Origin of the sequence: Streptomyces albiflavescens (assembly GCF_014645835.1) — a bacterium.
Classification (GTDB): Bacteria; Actinomycetota; Actinomycetes; order Streptomycetales; family Streptomycetaceae; genus Streptomyces; species Streptomyces albiflavescens.
Genome location: NZ_BMMM01000025.1, coordinates 28,516 through 44,543, shown reverse-complemented (window position 1 = coordinate 44,543; position 16,028 = coordinate 28,516). Strand labels below are relative to the sequence as shown.

At 71.0% G+C, this 16,028-nt stretch carries 14 protein-coding genes; 7 read left to right on the top strand and 7 right to left on the bottom strand.

The annotated features are described in order from the left end of the window. The first annotated feature begins 1 nt into the window (after position 1). Both IEY95_RS43115 and IEY95_RS43110 read left to right on the top strand, forming a co-directional pair. Positions 2–1,447, top strand: coding sequence for a dihydrolipoyl dehydrogenase family protein (locus IEY95_RS43115; protein WP_189191743.1), 1,446 nt, complete (start codon positions 2–4; stop codon positions 1,445–1,447). After that, positions 1,444–2,049 (top strand): GOLPH3/VPS74 family protein, encoded by a 606-nt coding sequence (locus IEY95_RS43110; RefSeq protein WP_189191742.1) that lies wholly within the window; start codon positions 1,444–1,446, stop codon positions 2,047–2,049. The genes IEY95_RS43115 and IEY95_RS43110 overlap by 4 nt, the downstream gene beginning before the upstream one ends. Before the next feature lie 216 nt (positions 2,050–2,265). Here IEY95_RS43110 and IEY95_RS43105 read toward each other — a convergent pair whose 3' ends face one another. The 3 genes from IEY95_RS43105 to IEY95_RS43095 all read right to left on the bottom strand — a co-directional run bounded on the left by IEY95_RS43105 (position 2,266) and on the right by IEY95_RS43095 (position 4,680). After that, positions 2,266–2,832, bottom strand: coding sequence for a hypothetical protein (locus IEY95_RS43105; RefSeq protein WP_189191741.1), 567 nt, complete (start codon positions 2,830–2,832; stop codon positions 2,266–2,268). 460 nt (positions 2,833–3,292) lie between these two features. After that, positions 3,293–3,697: a cupin domain-containing protein gene (locus IEY95_RS43100; RefSeq protein WP_189191831.1), complete on the bottom strand. Its 405-nt coding sequence runs from the start codon at positions 3,695–3,697 to the stop codon at positions 3,293–3,295. A gap of 293 nt (positions 3,698–3,990) precedes the next feature. Continuing rightward, positions 3,991–4,680, bottom strand: a complete 690-nt coding sequence (locus IEY95_RS43095) for an alpha/beta fold hydrolase (RefSeq protein ID WP_189191740.1) — start codon at positions 4,678–4,680, stop codon at positions 3,991–3,993. A 348-nt stretch (positions 4,681–5,028) separates the two neighbouring features. On the opposite strand from IEY95_RS43095, the gene IEY95_RS43090 reads away from it, so the two are divergent. After that, positions 5,029–5,961: an AraC family transcriptional regulator gene (locus IEY95_RS43090; protein WP_189191739.1), complete on the top strand. Its 933-nt coding sequence runs from the start codon at positions 5,029–5,031 to the stop codon at positions 5,959–5,961. A gap of 62 nt (positions 5,962–6,023) precedes the next feature. On the opposite strand, the gene IEY95_RS43085 is transcribed toward IEY95_RS43090, so the two are convergent. From IEY95_RS43085 to abc-f, 3 genes are all read right to left on the bottom strand, one after another. Further along, positions 6,024–6,587 (bottom strand): CGNR zinc finger domain-containing protein, encoded by a 564-nt coding sequence (locus tag IEY95_RS43085; RefSeq protein WP_189191738.1) that lies wholly within the window; start codon positions 6,585–6,587, stop codon positions 6,024–6,026. A gap of 149 nt (positions 6,588–6,736) precedes the next feature. Further along, positions 6,737–8,401, bottom strand: a complete 1,665-nt coding sequence (locus IEY95_RS43080) for an ABC-F family ATP-binding cassette domain-containing protein (protein WP_189191737.1) — start codon at positions 8,399–8,401, stop codon at positions 6,737–6,739. Positions 8,402–8,480: 79 nt separating this feature from the next. Then, positions 8,481–10,115 carry a ribosomal protection-like ABC-F family protein gene (gene abc-f, locus IEY95_RS43075; RefSeq protein ID WP_189191736.1) on the bottom strand — a complete coding sequence of 545 codons (1,635 nt, stop codon included), beginning with the start codon at positions 10,113–10,115 and terminating at the stop codon, positions 8,481–8,483. 443 nt (positions 10,116–10,558) lie between these two features. Here abc-f and IEY95_RS43070 point away from each other — a divergent pair, with 443 nt between their 5' ends. The 4 genes from IEY95_RS43070 to IEY95_RS43055 all read left to right on the top strand — a co-directional run bounded on the left by IEY95_RS43070 (position 10,559) and on the right by IEY95_RS43055 (position 14,605). Beyond that, positions 10,559–11,281 carry a molybdopterin-dependent oxidoreductase gene (locus IEY95_RS43070; RefSeq protein WP_229703756.1) on the top strand — a complete coding sequence of 241 codons (723 nt, stop codon included), beginning with the start codon at positions 10,559–10,561 and terminating at the stop codon, positions 11,279–11,281. Continuing rightward, the gene (locus IEY95_RS43065; protein ID WP_189191735.1) at positions 11,229–11,921 is read left to right on the top strand and encodes a cytochrome b/b6 domain-containing protein; all 693 of its coding nucleotides are present in this window, start codon (positions 11,229–11,231) and stop codon (positions 11,919–11,921) included. The genes IEY95_RS43070 and IEY95_RS43065 overlap by 53 nt, the downstream gene beginning before the upstream one ends. A gap of 432 nt (positions 11,922–12,353) precedes the next feature. Continuing rightward, a complete protein-coding gene (locus IEY95_RS43060; protein WP_189191734.1) occupies positions 12,354–13,970 on the top strand; it encodes a tannase/feruloyl esterase family alpha/beta hydrolase in 1,617 nt (538 codons plus the stop codon). Between the two features lie 44 nt (positions 13,971–14,014). Beyond that, positions 14,015–14,605 (top strand): DUF308 domain-containing protein, encoded by a 591-nt coding sequence (locus tag IEY95_RS43055; RefSeq protein ID WP_189191733.1) that lies wholly within the window; start codon positions 14,015–14,017, stop codon positions 14,603–14,605. Positions 14,606–14,678: 73 nt separating this feature from the next. On the opposite strand, the gene IEY95_RS43050 is transcribed toward IEY95_RS43055, so the two are convergent. Further along, entirely contained in the window at positions 14,679–15,917 is a 1,239-nt protein-coding gene (locus tag IEY95_RS43050; RefSeq protein ID WP_189191732.1) for a cytochrome P450 family protein, read from the bottom strand. Positions 15,918–16,028 lie beyond the last annotated feature (111 nt).

Here is a 16,028-nt window from a genome sequence, read left to right as displayed (position 1 = left end):
CATGACGACCGAGAACATCCGCACGTACGACGTCATCGTGATCGGCGCAGGTCCGGTCGGCGAGAACGTCGCGGACCGCACCACCGCCGCGGGCCTGAGCACCGTCATCGTGGAGAGCGAACTGGTCGGCGGCGAGTGCTCGTACTGGGCCTGCGAACCCAGCAAGGCCCTGCTGCGCCCCGTCCTGCTTCGCGCCGACGCCGTGCAGGTTCCGGGTCTCGACCCCGCCGTCAAGGGCCCGTTGGACGCCGAGGCCGTCCTGGCGCACCGCAACCGCATGTCCGCCGACTGGAAGGACGACGGCCAGGTCGAGTGGGTCAAGTCGGCCGGCATCGACCTGCTGCGCGGCCACGGACGGCTGGCGGGGGAGCGCGAGGTGTCGGTGGAGACCCCCGACGGTGACACCGTCCGCCTGCGGGCCCGGCACGCCGTCGCCGTGTGCACCGGCAGCCGCGCGGCCCTGCCCCCGTTGCCCGGGATCGAGAACCTGCGGTCCTGGACCAGCCGGGAGGCGACCAGCGCCCAGCAGCTGCCGCAGCGCCTCGTGATCGTCGGCGCCGGTGTGGTGGGCGTCGAGATGGCCACCGCCTGGCAGGCTCTGGGCAGCCGGGTGACCCTGCTCGCCCGGGAGAGCGGGCTGATGCCTCGCATGGAGCCGTTCGCGGGGGAGCTGGTCACCGAGCGTCTGCGGGAGGCCGGTGCGGACGTACGTTTCAACGTCTCCGTCGTCGGCGCGGAGCGGGTGGACGGCGGCGAGGGTGAGGTCCGTGTGACCCTGTCCGACGGCGGTGAGATCGTCGCCGACGAGATCCTCTTCGCCACCGGCCGTGCTCCGCGTTCGGAGGACATCGGGCTCGACACCGTGGGACTGAAGCCGGGTGACTGGCTCGCCACCGACGACAGCCTGACCGTCACCGCCGTCCCCGGGAACTGGTTGTACGGCGTCGGCGACGTCAACCGCCGCGCCCTCTTCACCCACCAGGGCAAGTACCAGGCCCGCATCGCCGGTTCCGTGATCGCCGGCCGGGCCCGGGGCGAGCAACTGGACGTCGGCCGCTGGGCCCCGCACAGCAGCACGGCCGACCTCGAGGCCGTCCCGGGCGTCGTCTTCACCGACCCCGAGGTCGCCACCGTGGGCCTGACCGTCCGCGAGGCCGAGCGCACCGGCCGGGCCGTCGAGGTCGTCGACTACGAGATCGGTCACCTCGCGGGCGCCGTCCAGTACCGCCCCGACTACCGGGGCCGGGCCCGGATCCTCATCGATCGGGACCGTCAGGTCGTCGTCGGCGCCACCTTCGTCGGACCGGGCGTCGGCGAGCTGCTGTACTCGGCCACCGTCGCCATCACCGGGGAGGTGCCGGTCGAGCGTCTCTGGCACGCCGTACCCGCCTTCCCCACCATCAGCGAGGTGTGGCTGCGCCTGCTGGAGACGAGGAGGGACTCATGACCACCGCACGGGACCTCGCACTCGTCGCCCTGGGCTTGCCGTCCGACCGGCCCGTGGCGAAGGGCGACCTGTCCCTCGCGCTGGCGGGGGCCGAGGCGATCGATCTCCTGAAGAGCGGGGCGGTGAGCGTGGAAGGCGACCGCCTGGTGCCCGGCCCGCGGGTGGCGACCGGCGACCGTCTGCTGGACCAGGCGGACGCCTCGCTCACCCGGCGGAAGCCGTACGACACGGTCGACGCATGGCTGTGGCGCCGCGGCAGCGGGCTCGCCGCGGCCTACGTCGACGACCTGGAACGGGCCGGGCTCGTCACCCACCCACGGGGCCACGGGTTCCGGCCACGGTCCGCACGGACCGCTCCGGCCGATGTGCCGCAGGCACGCCGCAGTGCGGAGGAACGCAGGGTGTCCGGCGAGCCCGTCCTCGCCGCTCTGCTGGCGGCCGTGGGGATCGGGGAGGAGCCGTCCGAGGCCTGCGAGAGCCCCATCGCGGACGCGGTCACGACGGCACTGGCCGCCGTCGGCGACGCGGTGACGCAGCTGGAGGCCGTACGACTGCGGCGGGACGTCGAGAACGCCGCGTTCGACAACGTGTGGCGGGGATAGGGTCCCTGCGGCGGCGGGCGCGCCGACGGGCGTGGTCACACCTGTGAGTAGGGCCTTCGAGGAACTCGGCGTCGAGAACTCATGCTCGACCCGACCGTCGACGACCTCGACCAGGTGGCACGGTCGACGGATGCGGAAACCCTGGCGCATCGCCCTGAGATGCCTCACCCGTCCCGCACCGGCTGCGGACCATCTCCCGCGGGACGAGCGCAGGTGTCAGTCGGAGCTGCCCGCCGCACCCGGCTTCACCAGGGTGTACATGACGGAACGCTGCTGCTTGTGACGCCTGATACGTCCCTTGGCGACCAGGGACTCGAGGGTGTTCCGCACCACCTGAGGTGTGGGGTTGCGGTCCGGGTGCTTCTCGAGGAGTTCGTCCCGCAGCTCCTTCGCCAGCCGCGGCTCCTCGTACGTGCCGAGCAGGTCCGCCAGGAGGTCACCGAGCAGCGGCTGGCGCGACTTCGCCTGCGCGCCGGCCTTCGCCGTGCTGCCCGCCGGAGCGGTCCTGGCCGACCCCGAGCGCCGTGAAGCGGCTCCGGCCGGCGCCCGCTTCGCCTTCGCGGCGACGGCCTCGTCCTGCAACTGCTCGGGCAGACGGGACGCGTCCGCGAATCCCTGGTACCGCTCGGCGAGGTTGAGGATGTCCGCCAGGAGGGCCTCCTCCTGCTTCAACACCGTGATCTTCTCCGCCAGCTCCTGCTGTCGTCGGCGGTTCTCCTCCAAGTCCGACGCGGCTTGTTCTGCGTACCGCGATCGGAGCGTGGCAGCTGACTGGCTGGTCACAACCGTTCACTCCCTCGATATGGATGACGCTGCGCATGCTACCCACGCAGAGGGTCCCGTGCGGATAGGTGTCAACGCCGGATCGTTCGTCCGGCATGTTCACTCTTCACGATAAGCGCTGATGTGCCTGCGCATGCAGGACGTGTGGCCCTTCTTCGGCCTCCCGAGGCTCGACGACGTCACTCGCACGAGGGTCCCTTCGATGTACTGCCGGGTAAGTGTGTCGGCGAACCGTCCGTGACGCCCCCTCGGGCGCGTCACCCGGCGGCGCGCTCGCGGGACATCAGGGCGGCCTTCTTGGCCGACCCGTGGTGTCCTGATCGCCCCGCGGACGTGTGAAGGGGCCTCAGGGGCCTGTTGTGTGATGAGCCCGCCATGGTGTGTCGCCGTGGCGGGCTCATCATGTGGTTCACCTGGGCTCGGCCGAGCGCGGTTTGCCCGGCCGAGCCCGGCCCAGGACCTACTGGAAGTCGCAGCCCGGGTTGGGGGCGTCCTCCGACAGCGGGGCGCCGTGCGGCAGGACGTACAGGACGTCGAGGACGACATCGGTCGTGCCGAGGTTGCGGCCGATGTGCACGTGGTTCGCGCCGGACGGCTCGGTGAGGCCGCCGCCGGCCTTGTAGACACCGTCGGCCTTGCAGCCCGAGTCGAAGTGGCTGAGCGTTCCGTGCTGGACGAAGCCGTAGAGGGTTCCGTCGTGGTAGTGCCAGCCCGTGCTCTGGCCCGGGGGAATGGTGATCTGGCGGAGGATGTAGTCCTTCCCGTCGAACGTGGTCTGGGAGATGATCTTGCCTGTCACTCCCGGACCGGCCGGGGTGGCGAACGCGGTGCCCGCGCCGAGGGACAGGCCGACGGCGCCGGCCATGGTCACTCCCAGCCGCAGCAGGTTCTTACGCAATGTGGTCATACCTTTCAGGTGACTCGCCAGCACGCCGACCAGGGCAGGGCCGAACCCGGAACGGTCGGTGCACTGTCTCGCTGGAACACGCGCTCAGAAGGGCGCTGTCGGCGCCGACGGCCTGGGGTTCCCCGCCGCGCAGCGCGTGCCGAGCAGACAGTGTCACACACGTGTTTTCCGGTCGCCAGGCCCGCACACCTTCCACGAGGTCAAGGCGAACATCCGCTCCTTCTGAACAGAGACAAGCGGATCCGCCGTGGTCAGCGGTCCGCGTCCTTCGTGATCAGCTGGGCCAGTTCTGCGGGCACGGACAGGAAGGGCGAGTGACTGGCCGCGATCCGGTACGACCGCTCCGAGCGGGCCGCCATCTGCTGCTGGAACCCGGGATCCACCGCCCGGTCCTGCTCGCAGACGATGTACGTGGCGGGCACGGTCGTCCAGGCTGCCGTGGTCAGGGGCTCGCTGAAGGACTTCACGGTCTGCAGCACCAGCCGGTCGACGGCCCGGTGCGCGATGTCGTCCGGGACGTCCGCGTACAGGTGGTTCCTGGGGTCCTCGTGGGCCGGCAGAATGCCGGTCTCGCCGCTGGGCAGCGCGCCGCCGCTCAGCCCCGAGAGGGACTCCCCCTTCTCCAGTTGGAACGCGGAGAGGTAGATCAGACGGGACACGTTGTCGGCGGCGCCGGCCTCGGTCGCGGGCAGCCCGCCGTAGGAGTGCGCGAGGACTGTCACCGGCCCGTCGAGACCGGCCAGCTTCTCGCGGACGACGTGGGCGTCGTCGTACATCCCGGCGGTGTTGTCCGGATCGGCCGACGCGCTAGGCAGGTCGACGGTCTCCACCCGCCAGCCGAGCGCGGTGAGTTCGGGAGCCAGCAGCTCCCAGCACCAGGCGCCGTGCCAGGCGCCGTGGACGAGCAGGATGACGGGTTCGCTGTGCGCTGCGCTGGTCATGCGGGGCAGGACTTTCTCGAAGAGAACCATGGGTTCGGCGGTGGGCGGATGTCTCGGCCCAGGGGACCGGGCGGCAGACACGTGCTCCCGATGACGGGCCACACACGAAGAGGTATGTGTCCTGCTCGTCCCTCGCCAGCCTAGAGACCATGACCAGGGGCGGCCATGCTCGGACGTTCGGCGGACTTGCGTGAGCGTTCGCACCGCGAGCGTTGTCGTTGCGTCGCACCGCACGGGGGAGCCGGTGCGCACGCACCTGTAGGCTGAAGCAGCCGCAGGTTCTGCCAGTTCTGCGCAGCCGCCCCAACGAGGCCGGGACATGCCAGGCGGCCCGGAGAAGGAAGCCGCGTGGACCCCTTGGAAGACGTCCTTGCGCTGCTGGACACCTGCGGTCACGTTTCCGCAGGCCTGGTGGCGGGCGGCGACTGGGCCGTGGACTTCCCGCCGCCTCCAGGTGTGAAGTTCAACGCCGTGCGCCGCGGAAGGTGTCTGCTGGAGGTCGACGGGGTGCCGGAGTCCATCGCGCTGTCGGAGGGCGACTGTTTCCTCCTGACCCGCAGACGTGGCTTCACGCTCCGCAGCGGCCCGCAGGTGCCGGCCGTCGCGGCGGGTCCCCTCTTCGCGCGGGCCGACGCGGGTGTGGCCCGCGCGGGCGACGGCGACGACGTGCACCTCCTGGGCGGGCGCTTCTCCTTCGGCGCCCGGGCCCAGGAACTGCTCCTTGACGGGCTTCCGCCGGTCATCCACTTGTCGGCCGGCACGGGCCGGGCGCAGGCGGTGCGTTGGGTGCTCGACGCGATCGACGAGGAACTGCGGCACCGGCAGATGGGAGCCACCCTGGTCGCGGAGCACCTTGCGATCGTCATGCTCGTGCACGTTCTGCGCTCCCACCTGGCGAGCGGGGCCGGCACCGGCCCCGGCTGGCTCGCGGGCCTGGCCGACCCCGCGGTCACCGCGGCGCTGGCCTGCGTACACCGGGACCCGGCGCACCCATGGACCGTTGCCGAGCTGGCCCGGGCGGGATCGGTCTCCCGCACCGTGCTCGCCACGCGGTTCAAGAAGGCGGTCGGCCAAGCGCCGCACGAGTACCTCACGGCGTGGCGGATCGAACTCGCGGCCAAGCGACTGCGCAAGGGTGAGGACACCATCGCCTCCATCGCACATGCGGTGGGATACGGCTCGGACAGCGCCCTGAGCACCGCGTTCAAACGTGTCATGGGGACGTCACCCCGGGACTACCGGGAACAGACGGAGTCCGCGGAAAAGGTACAGATGCACTGACACGTATCGCGAGTGATGCGTTCCGTGATCCGCCGGTACGACTGACGCCTCGGGTCGGGAGGTCAGCGCGCGGGCGCGGCGGGCACGGTCTTCTTGCGTGCGCGGTAGGCGGCGGCCTTGATCTTGTTGCCGCAGGACTCCATGCCGCACCAGTGGCGCCGTGTGCCTCGGGAGCGGTCGATGTAGATCCGGGTGCACTCGGGGTTGTCGCACTCCTTCATCAGGGGGACGTCCGGGCCGCTGAGCAGTTCGACGGCCTGCCGGGCGACGGTCGCCAGCGCCTGCTCCGGGGTCGCCTCGGTGAGCCGCCCGGTCAGGGTGAGCTGGGGTGTCACGGGGGTATTGCGCGCGGCGGTGTTGACCGTGTCGAGCGCCTCCCGGTCGAACTCCTTGCCGCGACGGCGGTCGGTGACGAGCTGGTAGATGGCCTCGCGGACGGTCGTCGCTTCCCGGACGTCGTCTTCCTGGCCGGGAGTGATCGTGTCCACCAGCCCGGACTCGATGTACCAGGCATTCAGCCGCTCCGGCGTCACGAACATCTCGAACCGGGTCGAGCGCCGGGCCCGGAGAGTGGCCGCGAAGTCGAGAGCCGGGTGCCCGCATACGAATACATGGTCAAGGTTCACATCACCATTTTGACAGGTGACTTCGGTCGGGCGCAAGGTCCGTCACCGTTCCGGGCGGTGCTCCCTCGCGACGGCGCGATCGAGATCGTACGGCAGCTCGCGCGGCCCGCACGGGTCGGGACCCGGGCAGCTCGCGCGGCCCGCACGGGTCAGGACCCGGATCGGGGCGGCGCCGCCTCCTCCCGCCGGCCCCGGCCCGGTTCCAGACGGAGCTCGCGGCCCTGCCACCGTCGGCGAAGCCAGCGGTCGTGGCTCGCCACGACGATCGCGCCGGGGCCGGGACCCAGCGCGGCCTCCAGTTCGTTGCACAGGACGGGGGAGAGGTGGTTGGTGGGCTCGTCGAGCAGCAGCAGCTGGGGAGGGCGGGCCACCAGGAGGGCCAGGGCCAGGCGCCGGCGCTGCCCCACGGACAGCTGTCCGACCGGTTTGTCCAGGTCCGCCTCATGCATCAGACCGAGCGAGCCCAGCGGCACCTTCTCGGCCCGCGCGGGGCCCAACGACAGCTCGTAGGTGTCCCGGACCGTGCGGTCGGGCCGCTCGAACACGGTGTCCTGCGTGAGCAGCCCCACCGTCAGCCTGCGCCGCCGGTACACCTCGCCCGCGGCCGGGAGATGTCCGGCGAGCACGGCGAGCAGCGTCGACTTGCCCGCCCCGTTGCCGCCCGTGATCAGCAGCCGGTCCGTCGCCGGCACCTCCAGGCCGACCGGCGCGAGCCGGCCGGGCACCCGCACGTCGTGCAGGGACACCAGGGGCCGCGGGCCCTCCTCGGTACGCGCGGCCAGTTCCCCGGCCGCGAACCGCAGCGGGCGCGGCGGCTCGGCGACCCGGGTGCGCTCCAGCTCCTCCAGCCGCCGGCCGGCGTTGCGGACCCGGCGGGAGATCTGGTTCTGCACCCGGCCGGCCCGGTGGCCGTAGCCCATCTTCTCGTTGTCGGTGCGGCCCCGGTCCGGCGCGACCCGGTGCGCGGTCACGCCCGCCGCGTGCCGCAGCTCCGCCAGCTCGTCCTGTTCCTCGGCGTACCGCCGCTCCCAGCGCTCCCGTTCGGCGCGCTTCTCGCCCAGGTAGGCGCTGTAGTTGCCGCCGTAGCGGACCGGGCCGTCCACCGCCGGATCGAGGTCGACGAGGTCGGTGCAGACGGCGTCGAGGAACGCCCGGTCGTGGCTGGCGACGACCACGGTTCCGGACAGGCCGCGGATCTGCTCCTCGAGGAAGGCGGCGGCGCCGTCGTCCAGGTGGTTGGTCGGCTCGTCCAGCAGCAGTGCCGACGGCCGCCGTACGAGCAGGGCGGCCAGGGCCAGTCGGCCGCGCTGTCCGCCGGAGAGGGAACCGAGCGTGCGGTCGTGCGCGAACGCGCCGAGGCCCAGGCCGTCCAGCACCAGGGCCGCGCGGCGGTCGGCGTCCCAGGATTCCCGGTCCTGGGCCTGCTCAAGTCGCCTGCCGTAAGTGTCGAGGAGTTCCTGGTGGCCGGGGTCGTCCTCCGGGACGCGGGCGAGTTCCGCGCCGAGCCGGTCCAGCTCGGCGAGGTCCTCACGGGCCTCGCGCAGCGCCTCGTCCAGCACCGCGGCGATGGTGGAGTCGGCGTCGTACGGCATCTCCTGGTGGAGGAAACCGAGGTCGGCGGGGCGGGTGACGCTTCCCGCGTCGGGTTCGTCCACGCCGGCGAGCACGCGCAGCAGGGTGGACTTGCCGACGCCGTTCTCCCCGATCAGGCCGATGCGGTGGCCGGGGGAGGCGGTCAGGGAGATGCCGTTGAGGACGCGACGGCCGCCCAGGTTGCGGACGAGGTCGTGGGCGAGCAGGGCGGGCTGGGGCATGAGGAACCGTCCAACGTGATCGGTGGTCGGCCCGCGGGGCGCGCTGCCTCGGACGCGGGCCACTGCACACGCGGGCGGCTCACACCGCGGGGGCTCCCGTCTCCTTGAGCGTCCCGTCGGCCAGCCGCAGCCAGCGGTTCACGCCGATCTCGGTGAGGAACCGCTCGTCGTGGCTGACCACCATGAAGGCGCCCTGGTAGGAGTTGAGCGCGCTCTCCAGCCGGCCCGCGTTGACCAGGTCGAGGTTGTTGGTCGGCTCGTCGAGCAGCAGGAGATGGGGGGCCGGTTCGGCGCACAGGACGCAGGCCAGGGTGGCGCGCAGCCGTTCGCCGCCGGAGAGCACCCCGACCGGCAGGTGGGCCCGCGCGCCCCGGAAGAGGAAACGGGCGAGCAGGTTCATCCGCTCCGCCTCGGGCCGCTCCGGGGCGTACGCGGCGAAGTTCTCCGCCACGGTGCGGTCCAGGTCCAGCAGGTCCAGGCGCTGTGAGAGGTAGGCGATCCGGCCGTCGTTGCGCTTGATCTCCCCGCCGTCCGGGGCGAGTTCGCCGGTGATCAGCCGCATCAGGGTCGTCTTCCCGGCGCCGTTGGGCCCAGTCAGCGCGATGCGTTCTGGGCCCCGGACGGTCAGGTCGACACCGCCCGCGGCGAACACGGCCTTGTCCCCGAGGCGGATCTGCATGCCCTCGCCGAGGAAGAGGTTGCGCCCGGCGGGCACCTGGGTGTCGGGCAGGTCCAAGGTGATGCGCTGCTCGTCGCGCAGTGCGCGCCCGGCCTCGTCGAGGCGGGCCTTGGCCTCGCTGACCCGGACCGCGTGCATCTGGCCGGCCCGGCCCGCGGACTCCTGCGCGCCGCGCTTCATGTTGCCGGCGAAGATGCGGGGCAGACCGGCGTTCTTGAGGTTGCGGGCGGCGTTGCTCGCGCGACGTTCGGCGCGTTCGCGGGCCTGCTGCATCTCACGCTTCTCCCGCTTCAGCTCCTGCTCGGCGTTGCGGACGTTCTTCGCGGCGACCTCCTGCTCGGCGCGCACGGCCTCCTCGTACTCGGTGAAGTTGCCGCCGTAGAAGCGCAGTTCGTCGCTGCCCAGCTCGGCGATGCGTTCCATGCGGTCGAGCAGTGCGCGGTCGTGGCTGACCAGCAGCAGGCAGCCGGTGAAGTCCGAGAGCACGTCGTAGAGCTTGTGCCGGGCCTCCAGGTCGAGGTTGTTGGTGGGTTCGTCGAGCAGCAGCACGTCGGGGCGCTTGAGCAGTTGGGCGGCGAGGCCGAGCGAGACGACCTGGCCGCCGCTGAGCGTGCTCAGGCTGCGGTCCAGGGTGAGGTCGGCGAGCCCCAGGCGGTCGAGCTGGGCGCGGGTGCGCTCCTCGATGTCCCAGTCGTCGCCGATGGTGGCGAAGTGTTCCTCGCTGACGTCCCCGGACTCCACGGCGTCCAGGGCCCGGATCACCGCGGCGACGCCGAGCACCTCGGCGACCTTGAGGTTGCCGGTCAGGGGGAGGCTCTGCGGGAGGTAGCCCAGTGTGCCGCCGACGGACACCGAGCCGGTGGCGGGCTTGAGTTGGCCGGCGATCAGCTTGAGCAGGGTGCTCTTGCCGGAGCCGTTGGGGGCGACCAGGCCGGTGCGGCCGGTGGTGACGGTGAAGGACAGGTCGTGGAAGACCGGGGTGTCGTCGGGCCAGGCGTAAGAGAGGTTCGAGCAGACGATGGCGGCGTCGGACATGGAAGCGACCTCGAAGGGACTGAGGGCAGAGCTTGGACCTCTGCCCTGGGCAGACGTGGAAAAGGGGGACGACGAAACGGACCACGTCGGCAGCGCTCCTGAGCGCCGGCCGGTGGCCGTCAGACCCGGATCTCATCCGGAGATGTCGTCTTCACCCACCACGTCTGCGACTCCTCGATACACGGTCTACGTCGCTGAGAGCGTAGCAGCCGTCGTCCTCCTGCTCGGCCGGTGGTGTGACCGGCCCGGGCTCATACGTGTGTGTCGTGCCGCCAACAGTTCGTTGTTGACAGTTCCGGGACCCCATGGCAGCATCGTCACCAGTTAAACCGGTGACGGTGTCGTGCGAGGCCCGCAAAGGTCACACGTGTGGGCTTGCCCGACCGTGCCGTCCGCGCGCCCCGTCTCGCCGGGACCGTCGCCCATCCGAAGGAGCACACACCATGGCAGGAAAGCCGAAGGCGAGGGCCGGGGGCGCACCAGTGGGGCGGCGGGCGATGCTGGGCATGCTCGGCGCGGGCGCGGCGGGGCTCGCTGCCGCGCCCTCTCTCCAGCGTGGCTGGGAGGGGTTCCTCGGCGCCGCCTCTCAGATCGACGCCACGGGCCTGACCGGTCTGCTGCCCAACCCGGGCGGCTTCCGGTACTACAGCGTCGTCGGCTCGGTGCCGCACAAGGACGAGACGAACTACGAGCTCCAGGTCGGCGGACTGGTGGAGCGGCCGAAGGCGTACACGCTCGGCGAGTTGCGTGCGATGCCGCAGACCCGGGTCGTCCACGACGTCGTGTGCACCGACGGATGGCGCGTGGAGAAGACGCCCTTCGAGGGTGTGAAGCTGGCGGACATCCTCGACGACGCCGGGGTGCGTTCTGCGGGCGCGGCGATCCGGTTCACCTGCTTCGACGGCGCCTACAGCGAGAGCCTCACCCTGGAACAGGCGCGCCGCTCGGACGTCCTCGTGGCGCTGAACATGCAGGACAAGCCCATCACCCACGAGCACGGAGGACCGGTCCGCCTCTTCGTGGCCCCCATGTACTTCTACAAGTCGGCCAAGTGGCTGTCCGGCATCTCGGTCACCGACAAGGTCGTTCCCGGCTACTGGGAGGAGCGCGGTTATGCGGTCGACGGCTGGCTCGACGGCGCCGACCGGCACAGCGACGCGGCCTGAACACGACGGCCGTGTCCGCCGTTTCAGCACCGCCGAGCGCATCGTTCACCGGGCCACCGGCTATCTGATGCTGCTGTGCCTGGTCTCCGCGGCCTGTCTGTACCTCGCGCCGCTGGCCCAACTCGTCGGACGGCGCCACCTGATGGTCACGGTCCACGAGTGGTCGGGCATTTCGCTGCCCCTGCCCTCCCTGCTGGGGCTCTTCTCTTCCGCCTTCCGCGCGGACCTGCGCAGACTGAACCGCTTCGCGGTGTACGACCGGCAGTGGCTGCGCGCCGTCCGCAGGCGTCGGACCTCCCCTGAGGCCCGCCCGGCCGGCAAGTTCAACGCGGGCCAGAAGCTCTACGCGGGATGGATCGCCGGCGCTGTGCCGGTGATGATGTTCACCGGCCTGCTGATGTGGTTCATGGGGCTGCTGCCCTTCATCTCCCGCACCAGTGCGATCTTCGTCCACGACGTCCTGGCCTGGGCGATCACCATCGTCCTGCTCGGACACATGCGCAGGGCGTTCGAGGACCCCGAGGCGAGGCTGGGGATGCGCACCGGATACGTCAGCCGGTCGTGGGCGCAGCGGCACCACTCGCGATGGCTGGGGGAGGGGCACGCGAGTGACGTGTCCGAGAAGGCCGATCAAGCATGACGTATCTCTCCAGCGAGGACGATCGGCCGCCCGAGTACGTCAACCTGGACTCTCCGGGCAGACCGTCGAATGACCTAACACGTCCTTCACGGCGCCCGGCCCGTGTCCCTGGGTCTGGACCGTCAACTGACTGTTGTCGGGGTAGGTGACGCGCGGCCAGAGTGGATTCAGGCCGAGGGCGACGGAATCACTCGATCCCCGGAATGCGAACTCACCCTCTCAGTCACTCTTTAAGTCACCGTCTTAACCGGTGATACGGTCCGGATCGGTCTTCGGTGAACCCGAGGCCGCCTCGGGCGCACACAGGTCACGGAGACATATGTGCGGACGTCGTCCGCGATGAACCCGTCGACCCACCCAGTCCCGCTCATGTCACGCGCACATGTGTCGCCACCGGCCAGGCGCGCACCTACTTCTTTCGATGGGAAAGCAATGAGACGACTTCTGACTGTCCTCGCGGCCGGTGTGCCGCTGGCTGCGGCGGTGTGCCTGCCGACCGCCTCGGCCGAGTCCCAGAACGGCTCCGCCTCCGCCCCGTCCGCCTGCTCGGTGCCGTCCGTGAAGGCCCCGGCCGGTACCGAGGTGGAGTCCGTGACGGCGGCCCGCCAGGAGGGCGGCACCATCATCGGTACCGGTGTCCTGCAGGGGTCGGTCTCCGACGTCCCGGCCTTCTGCGAGGTGACCGTCACCCTCACGCACCCGGGCGCCGACGACCACGCCAAGGTGCGGACCTGGCTGCCCGTCAGCGGCTGGAACGGCCGCTTCCAGGGACTCGGCGGCGCCGCCTACCTGGCCGGTGACAACAACGTGGGCCTGGGCACCGCGGTCAAGAACGGCTACGCCGCCGTCACCACCGACGCCGGTGTCGGCGACGCCCTCGACACCAGCTGGGCGCTGGACGCCAAGGGCCAGGTCAACACCGCGCTGTTGAAGAACTTCGCCTCCCGCTCCCAGCACGAGGCGGCGGTCGTCGGCAAGGAGGTCGTCGACGGGGTCTACGGCAAGCGCCCCGCCTACTCCTACTTCAACGGCTGCTCCACCGGCGGGCGCCAGGGCTACATGGAGGCCCAGCGCTACCCCGACGACTACGACGGCATCCTCGCCCATGCTCCCGCCGTCAACTGGGACGAGTTCGAGGTCGCCACCCTGTGGCCGCAGGTGGTCATGAACAACGAGAAGACCTACCCGTCGAAGTGTGAGTTCAAGGCCTTCACCGACGCTGCCGTCAAGGCCTGTGACCCGCTCGACGGCGTCAAGGACGGCCTGGTCAACGACCCGGAGCGGTGCGACTTCGACCCGCGCCGGCTGATCGGCACCAAGGTCGTGTGCGACGGCAAGGAGCTGACCGTCACGGCGGCCGACGCGGCCGTGGTGCGCAAGATCTGGGACGGCCCGCGCACCGCCTCGGGCGAGAAGCTCTGGTACGGCGTCCCGGTCGGGGCCGACCTGGGGGGTCTCGCGAACACCACCCTGCCCGACGCCGACGGCAACGTCGCGGGAGCGCCGTTCCCGGTGCCCGCCGCCTGGGTCAAGCTCTGGGTGGCGAAGGACCCGTCCCTCGACGTCTCGAAGATCACCTACAGCCGGTTCACGCAGCTGTTCAAGCAGTCCGAGGCCGAGTACGACAAGGTCATCGGCACGGACGACCCGGACCTGTCGGGCTTCCGCAAGTCCGGCGGCAAGCTGCTGACCTGGCACGGTCAGGCCGACCAGTTCATCCCCACCCAGGGCACCGTGAAGTACCGCGAGCAGGTCGAGCGGGAGATGGGCGGCGCCAAGCGGGTCGACGACTTCTACCGTCTCTTCCTCGCCCCGGGCACCGTCCACTGCGGCCTGAACAAGGGTGACGGCACGACCGACGACCTCGGTGCCCTGACGGCCTGGGTCGAGCAGGGCACGGCGCCCAAGACGCTGCCCGCCACCCTGATCAACGCCTCCGGGCAGAGCGTCACCCGTGACCTGTGCAGCTACCCGCAGGTGTCCCGCTACCAGGGCGGCGACCCGGCCGTCGCCTCCAGCTTCCGCTGCGTCTCCCCGTCCCAGTACTGACCGGGCCGACGACGATCCCCTGACCTGAGAAAGGCCGAACCACCATGAGCACGCAGACCTCGACGCCGGCGCCTCCGGCGGCCACGGACGAACGCTCCTCCCTGCTGAAGCTGTACCTGGGCCGCGGCGTGCTGGCCGTGGCATGGGCCCTCGCCTTCGCCGGAGCCCACGAGAACCTCAACGCGGCGGCCATCACGCTGCTGGCCGTCTACCCGCTGATCGACGCGGTGTCGTCGGTGATCGACTACCGCGCCACCCCGAACGGTTCCGAGCGCCAGGTCATCGCGTTCAACGGGGGGCTCAGCACGCTGGCCGCCATCGCGCTCTGCCTCGCCGGAGCCGGCGGCGAAGCAGCGACGCTCCACGTGTTCGGCGTCTGGGCCTTCGTATCCGGTGCCGCTCAGGTGGTCGTGGGAGTGCGGCGGCGCGGTCCCGAGTTCGGCAAGCAGTGGCCGACCCTGATCTCGGGTGGTCTGTCCGTCCTCGTCGGCATCACGTACAACATTCAGGCCGCGGGCGACAATCCCTCGCTCGACGTGCTGTCGGTGTACGCCACGGGCGGCGGGGTGTGGTTCATCCTGCAGGCCCTGCTGCTGGGCTGGAAGTCCCGCCAGCTGCGAGCCCGGACCGCCTGACGGCCGTACTCCTCCGATTCCGTCCCGGCCCGCGCCACCACGGCGCGGGCCGGGACGTTTGTCGTACGGGCCGTCAGACGGACCGGGCGCGGTAGCGCACCGGAAGGGACAGCACGCCGCGGATGATGCCGGAGCCGATCCACTCCAAGGAGTCCACTGGGGCGGCGAGTTCCAGTTCGGGGACGCGGGAGAGCAGGGTGCTCAGGGCGATGGTCGTCTCCAGGCGGGCGAGCGGGGCGCCCAGGCAGTAGTGGATGCCGTGTCCGAAGGCCAGATGACGGGCGCCCGGCCGGGTCACGTCGAGAGCGGCGGGGTCGTCGCCCTCGGCCTGCGGGGCGTCGCGCCCTGCCGCACCGAGAGCGACGACGATCATGCTGCCCCGGGGGATCGGCACCCCGCCCAGTTCGATGTCCTCCGCCGCGTAGCGGCTGGTGGAGCGCTCGACAGAGGTGTCGTAGCGCAGGAACTCCTCCACCGCGCCGGACATCAGCTCGGGCCGCTCACGCAACTGCCGCAGCTGATCGGGGTGTTGCAGCAGGCCCAGCACGGCGTTGCCCAGCAGGTTCACGGTGCTCTCGTGGCCGGCGACGACCAGCATCATGGCCGTGCCCACGAGTTCCTCCTCGGAGAGCCGGCCGTCCTCCTCGTCGCGCACGGCGACCAGGGCGGACAGCAGGTCGTCCTGGGGACTGCGGCGTTTGTCCGCGACGAGGCCGGCCAGCAGCCCGTGCAGACCGGCCAGTGCCGGGCGGTGCCCGGGTGAGGCCACCTGGAGCGCCTGGGCCGACCAGCGGCGGAAGTCCAGGTGGTACTCCTCGGGGATGCCGAGGAGTTCGGCGATGACCGTGGAGGGCAGCGGGGCGTTGAACGCCTCGACGAGGTCGACCTCGCCCGCCGGCGGCAGCGTGTCGATCAGGTCGTGGGCGATCTGCTCGATGCGCGGCGCCAGTTCGGCCGTACGACGTGGGGTGAAGGCGGCCGAGGCCAGTCGGCGCAGACGGGTGTGCTCGGGCGGGTCGGCCTCCATCATCTGCGCGCCGAGCCCGACCGAGGGTTTGTGCAGGACGTAGCCGGCGGCGGCCAGGGCCTCGGCGGCCGGCGTGGCGTCCTTGAGCAGGGCGGGGTGGGTCAGCGCCTCCCGGGCCAGGTCGTAGTCGACGATCAACCAGCCCTTCAGGCCGAGGTGGAACTCGGCCGAGTGGATGGGCCCGGACTCCCGTAGCCGGGCGTACCGCGCGGGGGCGTCGGCCTTGAAGGCGGGATCGATGACCACCCGGCCGTTCTGGTACGGGCACTCCTCGTGGGGGCTCATGACGCGTCTCTCCCGTTCTGGTGGTCGGCTCGTCGTTCATGAGAACGAGCCGGGTCCCTGGGAGGTTCAGGCGGCGGACACACAGACGGACACGTCGGAGGGGCACGCGCG